Consider the following 21347-nt stretch of genomic DNA (forward strand, 5'->3'; position numbering starts at 1 on the left):
ACGCATAGGGGAAGTCCCGCCTCCGGGAGTCTTCGGTGCGGCCCCGCGCCCCTCCCGCGCGATTTATACGACTAACACCCACCCCCTGTGGATAACTTTTCACACGGATTCCCCCCCGCCGTGCATCCTGGCAATCGACCGGCACACCACCCGAATTCCGGACCCCACTCACGTCACCAACTCCGCAAGGTTCACCAACCTCGACTTGACCACCAGAGCGAGAACACAGGCGCATCACGGGGGAACAGATGGGCACTACACCACCGACAGCCACGCATCGGACAGCCACGCATCCGATCCTGAAACCGGCGCTGCGACGCGGCTGGCGCGACCTCAACACCGTCCAGTTCGGCGTGGCACCCGCTCACGCCGTCGTACTCGGCCCGGTCGACACCGCGACCGGCACCTTCCTCACCCTCCTCGACGGAACCCGCGGCGTGGCTCTTCTACGCGACGAAGGCCGCCGGCTGGGACTCCCCGACGGCCATGTCGACGCCCTGCTCCATCGGCTGACCAGGGCCGGGCTGCTCGACGACGCCACCGGCGGCGGCCCGGCATTCGACGCGCTCCGCAAGCGCCAAGGAGTCCTCGACCGACTCCGCCCCGACCTCGCGGCCCTCACCGTCCTGTCCCCCGAACCAGCCGCAGGAGCAAAGAAGTTGGCGGCCCGCCGCAGCATGCGGATCCAGGTCCGGGGAACCGGCCGTGTCGGGACCGTCATCGCGTCCGTCCTGTCCGCCGCCGGCGTCGGCCACGTCGACGTGCGCGACGGGGGCTGCGTCGAACCGTGGGACGTCGCCCCGGGCGGACTCCCCGTCGAGTCCGTCGGAGAACGCCGTGACACGGCCGCGTACCGAGCCGTACGCAAGGCCGCCCCCGACCGCCCACCCCGCCCCGACCGCCGCTCCGGCCCACCCCCGTCCCAAGCCCTCCCCTCATCCCCCTCAGAGAGCCAAGCCCTGCCCCCGGCCGAGGAACCGGCCCTCTCCCTCGTGATCATCGCCCCGCGCGACGGCCTGTCCGCCCACACCCCCGACCCTGTGGCCGCCGAAGAACTCATCGCCTCGGGCACACCCCACCTCTACGCCGGAGTGGTCGAAGCCACCGGAGTCGTGGGCCCCTTGGTACTGCCCGGCGGCACCGCCTGCGCCGGCTGCCTCTCGCTGGACCGCACGGACCGCGACCCGACCTGGCCCCGGCTGCTCGCCCAATGGCGTTCCGGACGTCAACTCCAGGTACCCGCATGCGACCTGGCGCTCGCCACGGCCGTTGCCGGACTCACGGCAGCACACGCACTGGCCTTCCTCGACGGCGAACTGCCGTCCAGCACCGGCGCGCGCTGGGAGGCGTCGGCTCCCGGACTCGACTGGCACGCCCGCCCGGTATGGGCGCATCCGGACTGCTCATGCGGAGCAGGTGGGAGAAGTAAGGGGGAGCAGACCTCCGGGGGCGGAGAGCAGCACGACACAATGGCCGGGTAACCGCCACTGGCGGCACGGCAGGCTGGGACTTGGAGGGGCGCATGTCTGATCTTCCCCGGAAGGCGGTAACCCGTACTGCCAAACTGGCCGCGCTGCCACTCGGCTTCGCCGGGCGCGCGACCTGGGGCCTAGGCAAACGGATCGGCGGGAAGTCGGCCGAGATCGTCGGGCGGGAACTGCAACAGCGCACGGCGGACCAGCTCTTCAAGGTTCTCGGAGAGCTCAAGGGCGGCGCCATGAAGTTCGGGCAGGCCATGTCCGTCTTCGAATCCGCCCTCCCCGAGGAGGTCGCGGGCCCGTACCGCGCCGCGCTGACCAAACTCCAGGAAGCCGCGCCCCCGATGCCCACCAAGACGGTCCACGCCGTCCTCGCGGAACGGCTCGGCGACGACTGGCTGGAGAACTTCCAGGAGTTCGAGGACAAGCCCGCGGCAGCCGCATCGATAGGGCAGGTCCACCGCGCCATCTGGCACGACGGCCGCGAGGTCGCCGTCAAGGTGCAGTACCCAGGAGCCGGCGAGGCCCTGCTGTCCGACCTGAACCAACTCGGCCGCTTCGCCCGCCTCCTCGGCCCCCTGATCCCCGGCATGGACATCAAGCCGCTCATCACGGAACTACGCGACCGGGTGTCCGAAGAACTCGACTACGGGCTGGAGGCACAGGCCCAACGGGCCTGCGCGGAAGAGTTCGCCGACGATCCCGATGTGCACGTACCCGACGTGGTGCACCAGTGCGACCAGGTCCTCATCACCGAATGGATAGACGGAACACCGCTCTCCGAGGTGATCATCGACGGCACCGACGAGCAACGGGACCGGGCAGGACAGCTCCTCGCCCGCTTCCTGTTCTCGGGCCCGGCCCGCACCAGCCTGCTCCACGCCGATCCGCACCCGGGAAACTTCCGGCTGCTGCCCGACGAGAAGGACGGCTGGCGACTGGGAGTGCTCGACTTCGGCACCGTGGACCGGCTCCCCGGCGGCCTCCCCGAGACCATCGGCACCTCACTGCGTATGACCCTGGCGGGCAACGCGGAAGCGGTCTACGAACTGCTGCGCACCGAGGGCTTCGTCAAGGAGACGATCGACCTCGACCCCGACGCGGTGCTCGCGTACCTGCTGCCGATCATCGAGCCGGCCCTGGTCGACGAGTTCACCTTCACCCGCGGCTGGATGCGCAGCCAGGCCGCACGCATCGCCGACCTCCGCTCCCCCGCCCACCAGCTCGGCAAGCAGCTGAACCTGCCGCCCTCCTACCTCCTGATACATCGCGTGACCCTCAGCACCATCGGAGTCCTGTGCCAACTCGGCGCGACGGTACGGCTACGGGACGAACTGGAGAGGTGGCTACCGGGCTTCCTGGCGGCCGACGAGGAGCCGGACGACGAGACGGCAGGCGCCGTGGCTCACGGCACGATCGAGGGCACGGCCGGCAGGACAACCGACGACGCGACCGAGGACACGGCCGTCGGCACGGCCGAGGGCAGGGCGGTCGGCACGGCCGTCGGCACGGTTGAAGACATCACCGCGGAAGCAGTCGCGAGCGCGGGGCCGACCGAGGGTGCGGGGACGATCGAGGGCGCCTCGGCTGCTGAGGCGTGATCAAAAATTGGGGGTGGGTGGGGAGGGGGCGGGGGGGGGAGGGAAGCCCCCCAGGACTGCCCTCCCGAAGCTCACCACCACTCCGAATCGAGCCGCCCCTCAATAGCCGGCAGGTTCTCCCGGGCGCAGCGGTCGCAGTAGTGCCGACCGGTCCCGTTCTCCACTGAGTAGGTCCAGGTCGGCGGGGTGCCCTGGGCGGTGGTGCCACAGAGGGCGCACACGATGGTGCCGGGTTCGGGCTCGGGTCGCTGCGCTGAGCCGCCGTCAGGATGAGACGTCACATGGTGACGATATCTCCGTCTTCCGAGGGTGTGGGGCAACGCACCGCGGGGGCCGGTCCGTTGTGGATCGGCCCCCGCGGGGTGGGTCACTGCATGACCGCCATGGCGAGCGCGCGGCGGGCGCGCAGTGATGCGCGCTCGGCGCGGCGCTGCATCCGGCGGGCCGTTGCCAGGCGCAGTGCGCGGCGTTCGGCCTCGGCGGAGCGCAGCTGCTCGTGCATATGCGCACGAGCCAGCGCTTCTGGGATGAGTTGCATCTCTCGGGTCCTGTTCTGGCGCGAGTCGTTCGCGTCGGTGGTGGTGAAGTCTGGGGTCGCAGAGCCGGTGGGCTCGCTGGTGGACGGCTTCATCGGGGCCTGCTTCTGGGGGTCGTGCGTCAGGGGGCGGTCGATCGTTCCTCGTGCGTTCATGCCGCGACCGGGTTCTTGCGCGGGCGGCCACGCGGCCGCTTCCGGGCTACGACGACGCCCTGGACGAACAGCTCGCCGCCCCAGACGCCCCAGGGCTCACGCCGCTCCTTGGCGCCGGCGAGGCAGGCCTCGACGAGCGGGCAGGTGCGGCAGAGGGACTTGGCGTACTCGACGTCCGCCGGCGACTCCGCGAAGAAGACCTCGGGGTCGTAGGCACGGCAGGGGACGGGTACGCCGAGGTTCTCGATGGCGTCGTCGAGCGCGGTGAGCGTAGTCAGGGGGTTCAAGGTGGAGTCCTCCGTGAGACCGGGCGGGGGGAGAGTGTCTGAAGGCGGTACTGACGGGGCGTGCGCTTCGAGTTGCACGGTGTTGTCTTCCTCGTCTGGTCGTTCCGGCCTGTGGGCCGGGTGGCGGTGGTACCGGGTCTTTTCTTGTCCCGAGGCCCCTTCGTTCTGTTGTCCCGTGCGGGCAAAACAGAAGGGCCGCGGATCCCGGGTGGGGTTCCGCGGCCCTGAAGGCGCCGGCCTGATCGAAGATCAGGCTGGATCACTCCAGGGTTCGAGCCCACGGAAGGCCCACATCGTGTGGTGGTGCGTCGTCTGCTTCCGGGATCCGGCACCGGCCGCCGCAAAGGCATAGGCCTGGGCCTGTGCCGTTGCTACTGCTTCCGGTGCCTTGGTCGGTCGCTCATTGCTCTCGCGGACGGGAAGGTCGGCGAGAGACAGGAAGGACTCCGGACGGGCGGCGGGAATGCCGGACGCACCGGTGCCCAGGTTCGAGAAACCGAGCAGGCAGGAAGCGACGACCGAGCGATCGGTCATTTTGGCGGTGCTGATGAAGCTGGCGTTGATGCTGATCACTGGAATTCGCCTCCTCTCGGCGTCTCTGGGACCGGCGTGAACCGGTCCGACGGCTTTAGTACAGCACGGAACCAGTGCCTCGGAGAAGAGGCGCTGTTCCCGTGCTTAAGAACCTATGGGGATTGCTGGGGCATGCGCAAACTATTTTTTCGACGAGTTTGCATCAGTCGTCCTCGTCGACTCCTCCAACGCCCGCATCTGGGGCCCCACCTCCGCAGATGGTGAGCACGTCGGTGCCGAACCGGTTGAGCTTGCGCATGCCGACGCCGGGGATGCGGGCGAGTTGGGCCGCGTCTTCGGGCATGGCTTCGGCGATGGCGACGAGGGTCTTGTCGGTGAAGACGCAGAAGGCGGGCTGTCCGAGCTGTTGTGCCTGGTCGGCGCGCCAGTCGCGGAGTCGCTCGTAGAGGCCCTCGTCCATGTCGGAGGGGCAGTCCTCGCAGCGCATGAGTTTCATCTCGCCGGCGTCGGTGAGGGTGCGTCCGCAGACGTGGCAGCGGGCGACGGTTCGGGCGGTGCGGCGTCGGACGGGTCCGGTGGTGGTGCGGGGCGTCGTCGGCGTGCCGTGTTCGATGCCGCCTTGTCCGGTGCTCGTGTTGCGGGCCGTGGCTCCTGAGGTGCCTGGCCGGATGCCGTCCAGGAAGCGGCTGGGGCGGCGGTTGGGGCGGCCGCCGGGTGAGCGGGAGAGGGCCCAGGACAGGTTGAGGTGGTGGCGGGCCCGGGTGACGCCGACGTAGAGGAGGCGGCGTTCTTCCTCGATCTGTTCATCGGTCTTGGCGTACGTGATCGGCATCATGCCTTCGGCGAGACCGACGAGGAAGACGGCGTCCCATTCGAGGCCTTTGGCGGCGTGCAGGGAGGCGAGGGTGACGCCTTCGACGGTGGGTGCGTGCTGGGCGGCGGCGCGTTCGTCGAGTTCGGTGACGAGGTCGGTGAGGGTGGCGGTGGGTTTGGCGCTGGCGAAGTCCTCGGCGAGGCGTACGAGGGCGGCGAGGGATTCCCAGCGTTCACGGACGGCTCCGGAGCCGTCCGGGGGTTGGCTGGTCCAGCCTTCGCCGGAGAGGACGGCGCGGACCTGGGAGGGCAGGTCGACGGCGTCGTCGAGGAGGGAGTCGTTGTTTCCGAAGCGGGCGGCGCTGCGGAGGGCGTGGCCGGCTTTGCGTACTTCCGCGCGTTCGAAGAAGCGTTCTGCTCCGCGGAGCTGGTAGGGGATGCCGGCGTCGGCGAGGGCTTGCTCGTAGATCTCGGACTGTCCGTTGGTGCGGAACAGGATGGCGATTTCGCCGGCGGAGACGCCGTTGTCGATGAGGGCGCGGATGCGGTGGGCGGTGCCTTCGGCTTCGGTGGGTTCGTCGGCGTAGTCCGTGTAGGCGGGTTCTGGTCCTCGGTCCCTTTGGGAGATGAGTTCGAGGCGGTGTTCGGCGGCGCGGCCTCGGGCGTGGGAGAGGAGGGTGTTGGCGAGGTGGACGACCTGGGGGGTCGAGCGGTAGTCGCGGACGAGTTTGACGACGGTGGCGTTGGGGTGGCGGGTGCGGAAGTTGAGGAGGTGGTCGGGGGTGGCTCCGGTGAAGGAGTAGATGGTCTGGCTGGCGTCGCCGACGACGCAGAGGTTGTCGCGGTCGCCGAGCCAGAGTTCGAGGAGTCGCTGCTGGAGGGGGCTGACGTCCTGGTATTCGTCGACCACGAAGTGCTGGTACTGGGAGCGGACCTGTTCGGCGATGTCGTGGCGGTCCTGGAGGATGCCGACGGTGAGCAGGAGGACGTCTTCGAAGTCGATGAGGCCGCGGTCGCGCTTGAGCGTTTCGTAGGTGGCGTAGATCTGGGCGGTCTCGGCGTTGTTGCGGGGGGTGAGGCGTCCGGTTTTGGCGGCTGCTGCTGCGTAGTCGGCGGGGACGGTCTGGGTGACTTTGGACCACTCGATTTCGGCCGTGACGTCGCGGAGCTCGCCGCGCTCGAGGCGGATGCGGCAGGCGGCGGCCGCGTCGGCGACGAGTTGGATCTTGCGGTCGACGATGCGGGGCAGTTCGCCGCCGACTGCTTTGGGCCAGAAGAACTGGAGCTGGCGCAGGGCCGCGGCGTGGAAGGTGCGGGCCTGGACTCCGCCGGCGCCGAGGTGGCGGAGGCGGCCGCGCATTTCGCCTGCTGCGCGGTTGGTGAAGGTGACGGCGAGGATGCTGTTGGGCTGGAGGATGCCGGAGCGGACGCCGTAGGCGATGCGGTGGGTGATGGCGCGGGTCTTGCCTGTGCCCGCGCCGGCGAGGACGCACACCGGTCCGTGCAGGGCGGTGGCGACGGCGCGCTGTTCGGGGTCGAGCCCGTCGAGCACCGCGTCGGCCGTGTCCGGAACCTGCGGGAAGAGGGTGGAGTGCGTTGCTGCTGTCACCCCGCCATGCTGCCAGGTTGGTGGGGGCGGGTGCGTCGCGTTGTCCACAGGGGGCGGGTGCAGTCGTATTAATGCGGTGCGTGTCACGTCTGCGGGTGTGATGGGCGTCATGTGTGGGCGGTGGACGGGGCGCATGCGTGGGCGGTGGCGGAGGCTCGGCCGGGGTCGGGAATGGTGGCCGGGTCGCTTGCGTTCGACTCATTGCGAACAAGCATTCCGAGCCGTGAAGGAGCATGAGGAACATGCCGGGGACTGTGACGATGTACAGCACGACGTGGTGCGGCTACTGCCGTCGGCTGAAGGGCCAGATGGACCGCGAGGGCATCGAGTACAACGAGGTCAACATCGAGCACGACCCGGATTCGGCGGCGTTCGTCGAGAAGGCGAACGGCGGAAACCAGACGGTTCCGACTGTTCAGATCGTTCCGGCGAACGGTGGGGCTGAGGTCGTCATGACGAACCCGAGCCTTGCGCAGGTCAAGCAGGCGCTGACCGGCGCCGCCTGATCGCTTCTTCATACAGACCGGCCCCCGCTTCGGCGGGGGTCTTCTGCGTTCCTGGATTCCTGGTCACTTCGCGTTGACGCGTTCGAGCTCTTGGGGCTCAGTCCCGTTCAGCTCGGTCATCCGCCCGTCTCAGCGGATGCCCTGCCCGACCTGACCGAGGGTGGGCGCCTGGCCCGGTCAGGCCGGAGCTGACCGGGCCGGGTCAGGTCAGATCGGGCGGGGTTATACGGCGTCGCCGGGCTTGGGGAGGGGCTTGCCGTACCAGAGTTCGATGAGGCGGGCCGCGATCGAGATTCCGTAGGGGGGCATGACCTCTCCGGACTCGAATGCGGCGCGCAGGTCTTCGCGGGAGAACCAGCGGGCTTCGTGGATTTCTTCGCCGTCGACGTTGATCTCGGACGAGGTGGCGCGGGCCATGAAGCCGAGCATGAGGCTGGAGGGGAACGGCCAGGGCTGGCTGGCGACGTATTCGACGTCGGGGCCGACGACGACTCCGGCTTCTTCGAAGACTTCGCGGCGTACGGACTGCTCGATGGACTCTCCGGGTTCGACGAAGCCGGCGAGGGTGGAGAAGCGGCCTTCGGGCCAGTGGACCTGGCGGCCGAGGAGTGCGCGGTCCTCTTCGTCCGTGACGAGCATGATCACTGCGGGGTCGGTGCGGGGGTAGTGCTCGGCTCCGCAGGCCTGGCAGCGGCGGATGTGGCCCGCGGCGGCGATGACGGTGCGTTCGCCGCAGCGGGAGCAGAAGCGGTGCAGGCGCTGCCAGTTCTCGAGGGCGACGGCGTGCACCATGAGGCCGGCGTCCCGGGGGGACAGGAGGAGTCCGGCTTCGCGCAGGCCGGCGGGGCGCGCGGACTGGTCGATGCGGCCGGGGAGGGTGTCCTTCTGGAGGGCGAAGTAGCTGACGCCGTCGTCGTCGGTGCCCAGGAAGTAGCGGTGGGCTTCGGTGAGGGGCGCTTCGAAGGACGGGGTCATGACCAGTTCGGTGGCGCCGTCCGGCGTCTCGTCGATGAGGACCTGTCCGCCGGAGACCACGAAGACGCGGGTGGTGGGGTGGCTCCAGGCTGCGGCGAGCCAGGCTTCGTCGAGGCGGTGGTTTGCGGCGCGGTCGATGCCGCTGGGTGCGGAGAGCGAGAGCGGACGGTCGGCTGTGCGGTCGGTCCAGGTGGTCACGGGTGCTTCCAACTCCCCCGATGGAATGGGTGTTTCGGCGGGACGGTTCGGCTGGGCGGGTGCGGGGTGTGGCGGGTGGGGTGGCTCAGTGTGCATCGCGCCAGTTCTCCGCGAGGTCGCCCCACAGGTGGGCGGCTGTTTCGACGCCCTTTTTGAGGAGGTCGAGTTCGACTTTCTCGTTGGGTGCGTGCCAGCCGTCGGAGGGGACGGAGATGCCGAGGAAAAGGACGGGTGCGTCGAGGACGTCCTGGAGGTCGGCGGCGGGGCCGGAGCCTCCTTCGCGCGTGAAGCGGATCTTCTGGTCGAAGGCGAGGTTCATGGCGCGGACGACGGACTGGAGGGCGGGGTGGTCGAGGGGGGTGAGGCAGGGGCGGGTGGCGGCGCCGAAGGTGATGGTGTGGCGGATGCCGGCGGGGAGCTGTTGGGCGACCCAGTCGGTGACGGCCTTTTCCACGTGGTCGGGGTCCTGTCCGGCGACGAGGCGGAAAGACAGCTTCAGCGTGGCTGAGGCGGGGACGATGGTTTTGCCGCCGGGGCCTTGGTAGCCGCCTCCGATGCCGTTGACCTCGGCGGTGGGGCGGGCCCAGATCCGTTCGAGGGTGGTGTGGCCGGCCTCTCCGTGGGTGGCGTGCGACTTGGCGGTGCGCAGCCATTGGGCTTCGTCGAAGGGGAGCTCGGCGAAGAGTTCCCGTTCGCGGTCGGTGAGGGGGGTGATGCCGTCGTAGAAGCCGGGGACGGCCACGCGCGCGTGGTCGTCGTGGAGGGCTGCGACGAGGCGGGCGGCGGCGGTGGCGGGGTTGGGGACTGCGCCGCCGAAGGATCCGGAGTGGATGTCCTGGTCGGGGCCGTGGAGTTCGATCTCGCAGTCGGCGAGGCCGCGCATTCCGGTGCAGACGGTGGGGGTGTCCTCGGACCACATGCCGGTGTCGGAGACGATCACGGCGTCTGCGGTGAGGCGGTCCCTGTGCTGCTCGACGAGGGCGCGGAAGTGGGGGGAGCCGGATTCCTCTTCGCCCTCCACGAGGAGCTTGAGGTGGACGGCGGGGGTGGTGCGGCCGGTGGCGGCGAGGTGGGCGCGGACGCCGAGTGTGTGGAAGAACACCTGTCCCTTGTCGTCGGCCGCTCCGCGCGCGTGGAGGCGGTTTCCGATGACGACGGGTTCGAAGGGGTCGGTGTTCCAGCCGTCCTCGCGGGCCGCGGGCTGGACGTCGTGGTGCCCGTAGACGAGGACGGTGGGGGCGTGCGGGTCGTCGGAGGGCCAGTCGGCGAAGACGGCGGGGGCGCCGGGTGTCTCCCAGACCTCGGTGGTGGGGAAGCCGGTCTCCCGGAGTTTCGCGGCAAGCCAGTCGGCGCTGCGGCGCACGTCGGGTGCGTGGTCGGGCTGGGCCGACACGGACGGGATGCGGAGCCACTCGGCGAGGTCCTGGAGGAACGCGTCGTGGTGGGTCTCGATGTACGCACGGACGGTGCTGACGGCGTTGTCAACGGGCTTGCTCATGGTCCCGAGCCTATCCGTCCGCCGGAGCGTGCTGGTGCGGTGGTTCCGGTGCTCTCCGGTCGCCGGGGCCGGGGGTGGGGTCTTCGAGAAGGAGGCGCTCCATTTCGGCGCGTCCGGGGAGGTCGCGGGGGGTGACGGTCTCGCCGTCGCGTACGTAGACGAACGTCGCCTTGACCGCCTCGGGCGCGAGGCCGTGCTGCTCGGCCCAGGCGAGTCGGTAGACGGCGAGCTGGAGGGGGTCGGCGGTGCGGCCGCGGGTGGTCTTCCAGTCGACGATCTCGTACGTGGTGTCGTCGCCTTCGCCTTCTTTGTAGACGGCGTCGATGCGACCGCGGATGACGCGGCCCGCGATGGCGAGCTGGAAGGGCGTTTCGACGCGGTACGGGGTGCGGTCGGCGTAGGGCGTGCTGTCGAAGGCTTCCTTGAGGGCTTCGAGGTCGCGTTCGTCGGCGATGTCGGCTTCGCTGCCGGGGAGCTCTTCGGGGTCGAGCATGGGCAGGCGGAGCTCTTCGAAGCGGGATTCGACCCAGGCGTGGAAGCGGGTGCCGCGGCGGGCGGCGGGCTGGGGCGGGCGGGGCATGGGGCGGGCCAGTTCCTGGGCGAAGCCGTCGGGGTCGGCGGCGAGGTGCAGGAGCTGGGAGGCGGTGAGGGTGGTGGGGAGGGGGACGTCGCGGACGGCCTGGCGGGAGCGCAGGAGTTCGCCGGTGAGGGCGTCGAGGTCGCGGTCCCAGGAGGCGAGTGTGCGGGTCTCCTCCGGAGTGGGCCGGTGGCGCTCCGGGGGGACGGTCGGGGCGGCGCCGGTGGGTGCCGGGGCGGAGTGGGGGCGGGTGTCGGCGTCCTGGGGCGTGGTGGGGTGCGGGATGGCGGCCAGGGGGTGCGTGGGCGTGTGCGAGGCGTTGTGCGCGGGCGTGTGCGGGGCGCCACGCGTGGGTCGGGCGTCGTCCGGGTGTGAGTGCGGGTCGCTGTGCGGGGCATCGACAGCGGGCTGCTCGTGCGCGGGGGTGCCGGTCGGGTGCGGGAGCGTGGGGCGTGCGCGGGGCAGCGCGTCCCAGTCATCCCATTCGTCCCAGTCCGGTCCGGGGCCGTCCTCAGGTGAGCCGACGAAATCGCCCTCTTCATAAAGAGGCTCGTCTTCGTAGAGGGGCTCGTCTTCGTAGAGCGCCTCTTCGTCCGGCGGGGCCGGCCAGTCCGGGTCGGTGTACGTGACCGGGTGGCCGTTCTCGTGGGAGTGGGCGTCGGCGTCGGCCGGGGTTTCGAGGTGGGCCAGCACCGTGGCCGCGGCCGCGCGGCGGCGCGCCATGGCCTCGTCGTCGAGCGGGAGCGGCCACGCGTGCTCGGCGGATGCCTCCTGGAGCGCGGGGTTCTCCTCGTCCTCCTCGGGTTCGTCGGCCCAGGCCTCGATCTCCCCGTGTCCGGCGGCGCAGTGGTCGTACAGCGCCTGGAGGAAGTCGGAGGGGCCGCGGGGGCGCTTCTGGGCGGGGCCCCACCAGTGGCCCGAGCCGAGGAGGAGGGTGCGGGGGCGGGTGTAGGTGACGTAGCCGAGGCGGAGTTCCTCGGTGCGCTGGTGTTCCTTCATCTCTTCGTGGAAGGCCTTCATGCCCTTGGAGTCCCACGCTTCGATGTCGGGCAGTGTGGCGGCGTCGCCGCGCAGTTCGTGCGGCAGGACCTTGCTCTGGGCGGTCCATTTCTCGCGGCCCTGGGCGCTGGGGAACGTGCCGGTGACGAGGCCGGGGACGGCGACGACGTCCCATTCCAGGCCCTTGGACTTGTGGGCGGTGAGCACCTTCACGGTGTTCTCGCCGCCGGGGAGCGCGTTGTCGAGGCCCTTCTCGTACTGGGCGGCGGTGCGCAGGAAGCCGAGGAAGGCGAGGAGGCTCGCGGAGCTGTCGTTCGCGGCGAACGAGGCGGCGATGTCGAGAAAGTTGGAGAGGGTCTCGCGACGGCGGGCGGCCAGGGCGTGCGGTGAGGCGGCGAGTTCGACTTCGAGGCCGGTGACGGCGAGGACGCGGTGGAGTACGTCCATCAGCGGGTCGGCGAGTGAGCGGCGCAGGTCGCGCAGTTCGGTGGCGAGGCGCGCGAAGCGTACGCGTGCCTCGGGTGAGAAGGGCAGCCTGTCGTCGCCCTGTTCGTCGAGGGGGGTTTCCAGGAACGTGTCGAGGGCGTCGGCGAGCGATATCACTTCGGAGGGGTCGGTCCCCTCGACGGCTTCGGCGAGGCGGCGGTCGGGATCGTCGTCGCCCCCGCGCGCGTGGGCGACGAGGAGGCGGGCGCGGCGGCCGAGGAGGGCGAGGTCGCGGGGGCCGATGCGCCAGCGGGGGCCGGTCAGGAGGCGGACCAGTGAGGCGTTGGCGCCGGGGTCCTGGAGGACTTCGCAGACGGCGACGAGGTCGGCGACCTCGGGGAGGTGGAGGAGGCCGGAGAGGCCGACGACCTCTACGGGGATGTCGCGTGCGACGAGGGCGCCCTGGATGGCGGCGAAGTCGGTCGCGGTGCGGCACAGGACGGCGATCTCGCCGGGGGCGGTGCCGGTGCGTACGAGGTGGGCGAGGGAGTCGCCGAGCCAGTCGATCTCCTCGGCGTGGGTGCGCAGGAGGGCGCAGCGGACGATGCCGTCGCGTTCGGCGCCGGGGGCGGGGCGCAGGGCTTCCACGCCCGCGTGGAGTGCGCGCAGCGGCTGGGCGAGGCCGTTGGCGAGTTCGAGGAGGCGGCCGCCGCTGCGGCGGTTCTCGCTGAGGGAGAAGCGGGTGGCGGGGCGGCCGTCGGTGTCGGCGAAGTGTTCGGGGAAGTCGTCGAGGTTGGCGACGGAGGCGCCGCGCCAGCCGTAGATCGCCTGGCAGGGGTCGCCGACGGCGGTCACGGGGTGGCCGGTGCCCTCTCCGAAGAGGCCGGCCAGGAGGATCCGCTGGGCGACGGAGGTGTCCTGGTACTCGTCGAGGAGGACGACGCGGAACTCGTCGCGGAGGATGGCGCCGACCTCGGGGCGGGTGCGGGCGAGGGTGGCGGAGAGGGCGATCTGGTCGCCGAAGTCGAGGAGGTCGCGGGCGCGCTTGGCTTCGCGGTACCGGGTGACGAGGCCGGTGAGGTCGAGGCGGGCGGCGGCGGCCTCGGGGACCTTGCGCAGGTCGGCGTTGGTGAGTTTGCGGCCTTCGAGGGTGTGCAGGAGTCGGGTGTCGTAGGCGCGCAGTTCGTCGGGCCGGACGAGGTGTTCGGCGAGCTCGCCGTCGAGGGTGAGGAGGTCGCTGACGAGGTCGGCGAAGGAGCGGGTGAGGGCCGGGTAGGGGCCGGGGGCCTCGCGCAGGACGCGGGCGGCGAGCTGGAAGCGGGTGGCGTCGGCGAGGAGGCGTGCGGTGGGTTCGAGGCCGATGCGCAGGCCGTGGTCGGTGAGGAGGCGGCCGGCGAAGGCGTGGTACGTGGAGATCACGGGCTCGCCCGGGGGGTTGTCCGGGTCGATGGCGTCGGGGTCGGTGACGCCTGCCTTGATCAGTGCTTTGCGGACGCGCTCGGCGAGTTCGCCGGCGGCCTTGTTCGTGAAGGTGAGGCCGAGGACCTGTTCCGGCGCGACCTGGCCGGTGCCGACGAGCCATACGACGCGGGCGGCCATGACCGTCGTCTTGCCGGAGCCGGCTCCGGCCACGATCACCTGCGGGGCGGGCGACGCGGTGATGCAGGCCGTCTGCTCCGGGGTGAACGGGATCCCGAGGAGCTCCTTGAGCTGCTCGGGGTCGGTGAGGCGTGTGGTCACCTCATCGAGGCTAACCGGCCCCGCTGACAGCGCCGGACCGATCTGGTGGAGGCGCACGTCACGCGGCGTCCGGAGCACCGGATGCGCACGTTGCTGGGACGCGGCGTCCGGAGCGGTCGGATGCGCACGTCGTTGGGCACCCGGTCCGCTGGAGGCGCACGTCACGCGGCGTCCGGAGGTCGATGCGCAGGTCGCCGGTACCCGGCGCGGTGGAGGCGCGCGTCACTCGACGACGTGTTTGCCCTCGGGGCGGGCGCTGCACGAGGCGCGGAACGCGCAGTGGGTGCAGTGCTGTCCGGTGGTGGGGGTGAAGCGTTCGTCGAGCACCTTGCCGGCGGCGGTGGCGAGGAGGTCGCCGACCCACGCTCCCTCCCCCTCGCCTTCCCCGGGTTCGCCGAGGGGCTGTTGCGCCTGCACCTTGGGGAGGGTGTCGCCGCCGTCCTTCTTGGCGGCTCCCTGGCGCAGCTGGACGAGTTCGGCGCCGCCGGGTTCGGGGCGTTCGCCGTCGAAGGCTTCGTCGACGGCGCCCTCGCGCACGGCGAGCTGGTAGACGGCGAGCTGGGGGTGGCGGGCGACGTCGGCGGCGGAGGGGGCGTGCTTGCCGGTCTTGAAGTCGACTACGTAGGCACGGCCTTCGGTGTCGCGCTCGACGCGGTCCATGGAGCCACGGATGCGGACTTCGTAGGAGCCCGCTTCGAGGGTGACGTCGAAGGGGTGTTCGCTGGCTACGGGGGTGCGCACGCGGCTGGAGTCGACGTGCCAGCGAAGGAAGCGTTCGAGCGCCACGCGCGCGTGCTCCTTCTCCTGGGCCGACTTCCAGGGGGCGTCGAAGGCGAGGGCGTCCCAGACCGAGTCGAGGCGTTCCATGAGGACGGCGAGATCGGCCGGGGTGCGTCCGGAGGCGACCTCGTCGGCGAGGACGTGGACGACGTTCCCGAAGCCCTGGGCGGCGGTGGCGGGGGCGTCGGCCTTGACCTCGCGGCCGAGGAACCACTGCAGGGAGCAGGTGTTGGCGAGCTGGTCGAGGGCGCTTCCGGAGAGGACGACGGGCTGGTCGCGGTCGCGCAGGGGGATTCTGCTCTCGGTGGGGTCGTCCATGCCCCACCAGCGGTAGGGGTGCGCGGACGGTACGAGGGGGCGTCCGTCGTCGTCGGTGAGGGCGGCGAGGCGGGCGAGGCGGCGGGCGGCGGCGTCGCGCAGCGTGTCGGAGGCGCGTGGGTCGACGGTCGTGGCGCGCAGTTCGGCGACGAGCGCGGCGACGGACAGGGGGCGGCGCGGGCGGCCGGTGACGTCCTGGGGGTCGACGCCGAGTTCGGTGAGGAAGCGGGACGGCTGGTCGCCGTCGTCGGCGGGTGCCTTGACCGCGGTGACGACGAGGCGTTCACGCGCGCGCGTGGTGGCTACGTAGAACAGGCGGCGCTCTTCGGAGAGGAGCGCTCCGGGGGTGAGGGGTTCGGCGAGGCCGTCGCGTCCGATGCGGTCGGCTTCGAGGAGGGAGCCACGGCGGCGCAGGTCGGGCCACAGGCCTTCCTGTACGCCGGCGACGACGACGAGGCGCCATTCGAGGCCCTTGGAGCGGTGGGCGGTCATGAGGCGTACGGCGTCGGGGCGTACGGCGCGTCCGGCGAGGGTGTCGGCGGCGATGTCCTGGGCTTCGACCTCTTCGAGGAAGTTGAGGGCGCCGCGGCCTCCGGTGCGTTCCTCGGCGCGGGAGGCGGTCGCGAACAGGGCGCATACGGCGTCGAGGTCGCGGTCCGCGTTGCGTCCCGCGGCACCGCCGCGGCGGGCGGCGCGTTCCAGGCGCTGGGGCCAGGAGGTGCCGTTCCACAGCTGCCAGAGGGCTTCTTCGGCGGTGCCTCCGGAGGTGAGGGTTTCGCGGGCCGCGCGCAGCAGTGCGCCGAGGCGCTGGGCGCCGCGGGCGTGGGCGGGGTCGTGGGCGGTGAGGCGTTCGGGCTGGGCCAGGGCGCGTGCGAGGAGTTCGTCGGACGGCGGCGGCAGGTGGTTGCCGGCGGTGCGTTCCTCCTCGCGCAGGGCGCGGCCGAGGCGGCGCAGGTCGGCGGCGTCCATGCCGGCGAGGGGTGAGGCGAGGAGGGTGAGGGCGGTCTCGGTGTCGAGCCAGACGGGCGGTTCCCGGTCCTGGTCGTCGTCGGGTTCGGGGGTGTCCTGCGCGACGCTGAGGGCGACGGCCCTGAGTGCGGTCAGCAGGGGCGTGACGGCCGGTTCGTGGCGCAGGGGCAGGTCGTCGCCGTCGATGTCGAGGGGGACGCCCGCGGCGGTGAGGGTGCGGCGGATCGCGGGGATGGAGCGGGTGCCGGCGCGGACGAGGACGGCCATGTCGTTCCAGGGGATGCCGTCCTCGAGGTGGGCGCGGCGCAGGATGTCCGCGATGTTGTCGAGTTCGGTGCCGGAGGTCGGGTACGTGTAGGCCTCGACGCGGCCGCCGTCCCGCGCGGGGGTCAGCTCGCGGTGGGCGCGGACCTTGTCGGCGGGCAGCCGGGTCAGGGGCATGCGCCGGGTGATGCGGCGGGTGGCGTCGAGGAGGTGCGCTCCGGAGCGGCGGGACGTCGTGAGGACCTCTACGGGGGCGGGGCTTTTGTCGGCGCGGGGGAACTGGTCGGGGAATTCGAGGATGCCGTTCACGTCGGCGCCGCGGAACGTGTAGATCGACTGGTCGGGGTCTCCGAAGGCGAGCAGGGTGCGGCCGTCGCCGGCGAGGGCGTGCAGCAGCCGCACCTGGGCCGGGTCGGTGTCCTGGTATTCGTCGACGAAGACGGCGTCGTAGCGCGTGGCGAGTTCGTCGGCGACGGGGGTGCGGTGGGCGAGGAGGACCGCGCGGTGGACGAGTTCGGCGTAGTCGAGGACGCCGTGCAGGTCGAGGACGTCGAGGTATTCGGCGAGGAAGGTGGCGGCGGCCTTCCAGTCGGGGCGGCCGATGCGGCGGGCGAAGGCGTCGAGTGCGGCCGGTCCGAGGCCCAGTTCACGGCTGCGGGCGAGGACGGCGCGTACCTCGTCGGCGAAGCCTCGGGTGGTCAGGCAGGCCCGCAGTTCGTCGGGCCAGCGGACATGGGCGAGGCCGGCCTGCTCCAGGTCGATCTGGCCGGCGAGCAGTTCGCGTACGGCGACGTCCTGTTCGGGTCCGGACAGCAGGCGCAGGGGTTCCGCGAAGAGGCCGGCGTCCTGGTGGGCACGGACGAGGGCGTAGCAGAACGAGTGGAACGTGGTGGCCTGTGGTGCGTGGGCGGCGCCGATGCGCAGGGCCATCCGGTCGCGCAGTTCGACGGCTGCCTTGCGGCTGAAGGTGAGGACCAGGATGCGCTCGGGGTCGGTGCCTTTGGCGATGCGTGCGGCGACGGCCTCGACGAGCGTGGTCGTCTTGCCCGTGCCCGGTCCCGCGAGGACGAGCAGCGGGCCGTGCACGTGGTCAACCACCGCGCGCTGCCGTGCGTCCAGACGAGGGGGGTCCACCGGGGCCGGCGGGGTACGCACCAGTCGGTACGCGCCGGGGGTCCCCTGTCGTACCTGGCGGTGCGACAGGTTCCGGGTGGAGGAAGAGGAGCTCACGTGGATCGCTGGTCCTGGTGGGTGTGCTGGGGGAACGGGGAGGCGGCCGGCCGTCCGAGCGGGGCGGTGGCTGCGGGGTGAGGGAGGTGCGCGCCGTCGACGCTACGCCGTCGAGTGTGGCGGAAGCCGGGCTTCCGTCGGGTCCCCCGGGTCCCGTGCGGCACGGGTGTGCCGCGATTCACGAACGTACGCGATGGCGGCGGAGTGCCCCTCTCGCCCCGTTTCCCCCTTACGGGCCACAGGCCGCTCGTGCGGGGACGCGATGGCGGGAGTTGTCAGGTGTGAGATTCCGCGCGTTCCCCGCCGTCCCATCGCGCGTGCCTCATGTCGAGGCGCGGGATGTGTCCCTCGGACGTGCGGGAGGCTTCGCGCAGGGGGGTGCTCTCCGCGCGGTAGTGCGCCATGGCGTCCAGTTCGTGGCCGGGCAGCAGCACGCCGTCCGAGCGCACGACGCGCCACCACGGAACGGCTCCCCCGTAGAGGGCCATCACGCGGCCGACCTGGCGCGGGCCGCCCTCGCCGAGCCATTCGGCGACGTCCCCGTAGGTCATGACGCGCCCGGGCGGGATCAGCTCCGCGACCTCGAGCACCCGCTCCGCGTACTCCGGCAGCTCTGCCGCCGTACCGCTCTCCTCGCTCATCCGGCCCATCCTGCCGCACCCCACCGACACTGTGACCGCCTGATCACGGGGCGTGGAAAGGCGTATGAAGAGGCACGAATCCGTGGTTGCGGGATACTTTGCTCCCCCGCATCGCACCCTGATGCCCCCCTGTGTCAGTGGGACGTGCCACCATCGTGCGGGCGGTGACCGGTGATACGAGATCAAGAAGAATCGACGGAGCGGCAGGGCGTGCATCCCGATAAGGCGGAGGGCACCTCTGGGGCTTCGGCGCGCCCGGACAGCGACGAGGCCGACCACTCCCCCGTGACCGAACGCCTCGGCCGACCGGCCGAGGCGCCCGCGGGAGACGTATCCGAGAAGACCATGAAGGCCGCGGAGGCCACTCCCGAGAAGACCGCGGGAGCCGGGCCCGAGCGGGCCGAGGTCCCTCTCGTCGACCCGGAGTGCATCGACGCCGAGGCGCACTCCGAGCGGGTGGAGGGCGACGAACCGCTCCTCCCCGCGCGCGTGCACCGCCCCTCCGACCTGATGCGTCTGCTGGTGGGCGTTCTCGCGATCGCCGTACTCCTGTCGATCGCCGCCTTCGCCCACGGCACGACGTCGGGTCTTCAGCAGGACATCAGCAAGGGCACCGGCGCCGCTCCCGACCTCATGATCAAGTTCGCGGGGCTCGCGTCGAGCATCGCGATCCTCCTCGTCCCGGTCGCCTTCGCGATCGAGCGGCTGATCAAACGCGACGGGCTGCGGATCGCCGACGGTGTTCTCGCGGCCGTCCTCGCGCACGGGGTGACGCTCGCGACGGACCTGTGGGTCGCCCAGGGCGCCCCGGGGTCGATCCAGGACGCCCTCACCCGCCCGTCGCCGGGCGACATCCATGCGCTGACCGATCCGGTGCACGGCTATCTGGCGCCCGTCATCGCCTACATGACGGCCGTCGGGATGTCCCGCAGACCACGCTGGCGCGTGGTGCTGTGGGTGGTGCTGCTGCTCGACGCGTTCGCGATGCTGGTCACCGGCTACACGACACCGTTCTCGATCATCCTGACGGTCCTCATCGGCTGGACCGTCGCCTACGGCACGCTCTACGCGGTCGGTTCACCGAACGTGCGGCCCACTGGCCAGACGCTCCTCGCGGGCCTGCGGCACGTCGGCTTCCACCCGGTGAGCGCGGCCCGCGAAGAGGCCCACGAGGGTGCCTCGGAGAACGGCGACAGAGGGCGGCGCTACTTCGTCACCCTGGAGGACGGTCCCCCACTCGACGTCACCATCGTCGACCGAGAACAGCAGGCGCAGGGCTTCTTCTACCGCGTGTGGCGCCGGCTGACGCTGCGCGGGATCACCACGGGCCGCAGTCTCCAGTCCCTGCGCCAGGCGCTGGAGCAGGAGGCGCTCCTCGCGTACGCGGCGATCGCGGCCGGGGCCAACGCACCGAAGCTGATCGCGACGTCCGAGCTCGGACCCGACGCGGTGATGCTCGTGTACGAGCACACGGGCGGCCGTTCGCTGGACTCGGTGCCGGACGAGGAGATCACCGACGGGCTGCTGCGCGACACCTGGCACCAGGTGCAGGCGCTCCAGTCGCGGCGTATCGCCCATCGGCGGCTCACCAGCGACGCGATTCTGGTGGATCGTTCCGGCACGGTGATCCTGACGGATCTGCGCGGCGGCGAGATCGCGTCCGGCGATCTGATCCTGCGCATGGACATCGCGCAGCTCCTGGCCACGCTGGGCCTTCGTGTGGGCGCCGAGCGGGCGGTGGCGTCCGCCGTCGGAGTGCTCGGCCCCGACGCGATCGCCGACTGCCTGCCACTGCTCCAGCCCATCGCCCTGAGCCGTACGACGCGCTCGACACTGCGCAAGCTCGGCAGGGAGCGTTCCGAACGCGAGCGCGAGGCCGTGCTCGAGGCGTCGCGCAGGGCGAAGCAGGCCCGCCTGGACGAGGCCTCCCTCGCCGAGCCCTCCCCCGCCGAGGAATCGACGCCTACGGAGGGGGCCACCGAGAAAACGCCCTCCCCGAAGACGGTCGCCGAGCGGATCACGCCCCCGTCGGCCAAAACCTCCGCGAAGGTCGAACGGCAGACCGAGAAAGCCGAGCGGCAAGCGGAGAAGGCCGAGCGACAGGCCGAGAAGAAGGCCATCGACGAGGCCCTGGACGAAGCGCGCGAGGAGGATCTCCTCACCCAGATCCGCCACCAGGTGCTCCGCATCCGGCCGCAGGCACCCGTCGAGCCGGCCCGCCTGGAGCGCGTCAAACCGCGCACCCTCGTGAGCTTCATCGCGGGCGCCATCGGCGCGTACTTCCTGCTGTCGCAGCTCACCCACATCGAGTTCGGCACGCTGTTCGACCAGGCCGAGTGGGGCTGGGTCGCCGCCGCCGTCCTGTTCTCGGCGCTGAGCTACTTCGCCGCCGCGATGAGTCTGCTCGGTTTCGTGCCGGAGCGGGTGCCGTTCCTGCGGACGGTCGCTGCCCAGGTCGCCGGTTCGTTCGTGAAGATCGTGGCTCCTGCCGCCGTCGGCGGTGTGGCGCTGAACACCCGCTTCCTGCAACGCGCGGGCGTGCGCCCAGGGCTCGCGGTGGCCAGCGTCGGCGCCTCCCAGCTCTTCGGCCTGGGCGCCCACATCATGATGCTGCTGACCTTCGGCTATCTGACCGGAACGGAGAAGACCCCGTCCCTGTCGCCGTCCCGGACGGTCATCGCGGGCCTGCTGACCGTCGCGGTCCTCGTGCTCGTGGTCACGTCGATCCCGTTCCTGCGGAAGTTCGTCGTCACGCGCGTACGGTCCCTGTTCGCCGGCGTCGTGCCGCGCATGCTGGACGTGCTCCAGCGGCCGCAGAAGCTGATCACCGGCATCGGCGGCATGCTCCTCCTGACGGCCTGCTTCGTGATGTGCCTGGACGCGTCGATCCGCGCCTTCGGGGACGAGTCGACGACGCTCAGCCTGGCCAGCGTCGCGGTCGTGTTCCTCGCGGGCAACGCGCTCGGTTCCGCCGCGCCGACGCCCGGCGGCGTGGGCGCGGTCGAGGCGACCCTGACGGTCGGCCTCATCGCGGTCGGGCTGCCCAAGGAGGTCGCGGCCCCGGCCGTGCTGCTCTACCGGCTCCTGACGCTGTGGGTACCGGTGCTGCCGGGTTGGCTCTTCTTCAACCACCTCTCCCGGAGGGGCTCCCTGTAGGGGCAGGTTTTCGGGAGTGCTCCCTGTAGGGACACGTTTCCGGGAGTGCTCCCTGTA

General features: G+C 71.2%; 13 protein-coding genes. 4 read left to right on the top strand and 9 right to left on the bottom strand.

Annotated features, from left to right (window positions below):
• Positions 1-248: 248 nt before the first annotated feature.
• Complete coding sequence (locus OHO83_RS18085; RefSeq protein ID WP_266673914.1) at positions 249-1481, top strand: ThiF family adenylyltransferase; 1233 nt, start codon at positions 249-251, stop codon at positions 1479-1481.
• A 41-nt stretch (positions 1482-1522) separates the two neighbouring features.
• Positions 1523-3079, top strand: a complete 1557-nt coding sequence (locus OHO83_RS18090) for an ABC1 kinase family protein (RefSeq protein ID WP_266673912.1) — start codon at positions 1523-1525, stop codon at positions 3077-3079.
• A gap of 367 nt (positions 3080-3446) precedes the next feature.
• Here the strand turns inward: OHO83_RS18090 and OHO83_RS18095 are convergent, their stop codons facing one another.
• From OHO83_RS18095 to OHO83_RS18110, 4 genes are all read right to left on the bottom strand, one after another.
• Positions 3447-3770 (bottom strand): hypothetical protein, encoded by a 324-nt coding sequence (locus tag OHO83_RS18095; protein ID WP_116510236.1) that lies wholly within the window; start codon positions 3768-3770, stop codon positions 3447-3449.
• Complete coding sequence (locus tag OHO83_RS18100) at positions 3767-4135, bottom strand: WhiB family transcriptional regulator (protein ID WP_227297115.1); 369 nt, start codon at positions 4133-4135, stop codon at positions 3767-3769. The genes OHO83_RS18095 and OHO83_RS18100 overlap by 4 nt, the downstream gene beginning before the upstream one ends.
• A 171-nt stretch (positions 4136-4306) precedes the next feature.
• Entirely contained in the window at positions 4307-4630 is a 324-nt protein-coding gene (locus tag OHO83_RS18105; RefSeq protein ID WP_100596669.1) for a hypothetical protein, read from the bottom strand.
• A 163-nt stretch (positions 4631-4793) separates the two neighbouring features.
• Entirely contained in the window at positions 4794-7013 is a 2220-nt protein-coding gene (locus OHO83_RS18110; RefSeq protein ID WP_266673908.1) for an ATP-dependent DNA helicase UvrD2, read from the bottom strand.
• A 242-nt stretch (positions 7014-7255) separates the two neighbouring features.
• Between OHO83_RS18110 and OHO83_RS18115 the strand changes: the two genes are divergently transcribed.
• Positions 7256-7519 (top strand): mycoredoxin, encoded by a 264-nt coding sequence (locus tag OHO83_RS18115; protein ID WP_266673906.1) that lies wholly within the window; start codon positions 7256-7258, stop codon positions 7517-7519.
• Positions 7520-7741: 222 nt separating this feature from the next.
• On the opposite strand, the gene nudC is transcribed toward OHO83_RS18115, so the two are convergent.
• The 5 genes from nudC to OHO83_RS18140 all read right to left on the bottom strand — a co-directional run bounded on the left by nudC (position 7742) and on the right by OHO83_RS18140 (position 18143).
• Complete coding sequence (nudC, locus tag OHO83_RS18120; RefSeq protein WP_266673904.1) at positions 7742-8692, bottom strand: NAD(+) diphosphatase; 951 nt, start codon at positions 8690-8692, stop codon at positions 7742-7744.
• An 85-nt stretch (positions 8693-8777) separates the two neighbouring features.
• Entirely contained in the window at positions 8778-10190 is a 1413-nt protein-coding gene (locus OHO83_RS18125) for a dipeptidase (protein ID WP_266673902.1), read from the bottom strand.
• Between the two features lie 10 nt (positions 10191-10200).
• Complete coding sequence (locus tag OHO83_RS18130; protein WP_266673900.1) at positions 10201-13932, bottom strand: UvrD-helicase domain-containing protein; 3732 nt, start codon at positions 13930-13932, stop codon at positions 10201-10203.
• Positions 13933-14154: 222 nt separating this feature from the next.
• Positions 14155-17493 carry an ATP-dependent helicase gene (locus tag OHO83_RS18135; RefSeq protein ID WP_266673898.1) on the bottom strand — a complete coding sequence of 1113 codons (3339 nt, stop codon included), beginning with the start codon at positions 17491-17493 and terminating at the stop codon, positions 14155-14157.
• Positions 17494-17768: 275 nt separating this feature from the next.
• Entirely contained in the window at positions 17769-18143 is a 375-nt protein-coding gene (locus tag OHO83_RS18140; RefSeq protein WP_382477212.1) for an MGMT family protein, read from the bottom strand.
• 162 nt (positions 18144-18305) lie between these two features.
• Between OHO83_RS18140 and OHO83_RS18145 the strand changes: the two genes are divergently transcribed.
• Positions 18306-21290: a lysylphosphatidylglycerol synthase domain-containing protein gene (locus OHO83_RS18145; RefSeq protein ID WP_443066051.1), complete on the top strand. Its 2985-nt coding sequence runs from the start codon at positions 18306-18308 to the stop codon at positions 21288-21290.
• Positions 21291-21347 lie beyond the last annotated feature (57 nt).

This window comes from Streptomyces sp. NBC_00569, from assembly GCF_036345255.1.
GTDB lineage: Bacteria > Actinomycetota > Actinomycetes > Streptomycetales > Streptomycetaceae > Streptomyces.

What these genes read in the sequence shown, in the direction of transcription:
- OHO83_RS18085 (WP_266673914.1), top strand. Translation starts at nt 249, where the DNA reads ATGGGCACTACACCACCGACAGCCACGCATCGGACAGCCACGCATCCG.
- OHO83_RS18090 (WP_266673912.1), top strand. Translation starts at nt 1,523, where the DNA reads ATGTCTGATCTTCCCCGGAAGGCGGTAACCCGTACTGCCAAACTGGCC.
- OHO83_RS18095 (WP_116510236.1), bottom strand. Translation starts at nt 3,770, where the DNA reads ATGAACGCACGAGGAACGATCGACCGCCCCCTGACGCACGACCCCCAG.
- OHO83_RS18115 (WP_266673906.1), top strand. Translation starts at nt 7,256, where the DNA reads ATGCCGGGGACTGTGACGATGTACAGCACGACGTGGTGCGGCTACTGC.
- OHO83_RS18125 (WP_266673902.1), bottom strand. Translation starts at nt 10,190, where the DNA reads ATGAGCAAGCCCGTTGACAACGCCGTCAGCACCGTCCGTGCGTACATC.
- OHO83_RS18140 (WP_382477212.1), bottom strand. Translation starts at nt 18,143, where the DNA reads ATGGGCCGGATGAGCGAGGAGAGCGGTACGGCGGCAGAGCTGCCGGAG.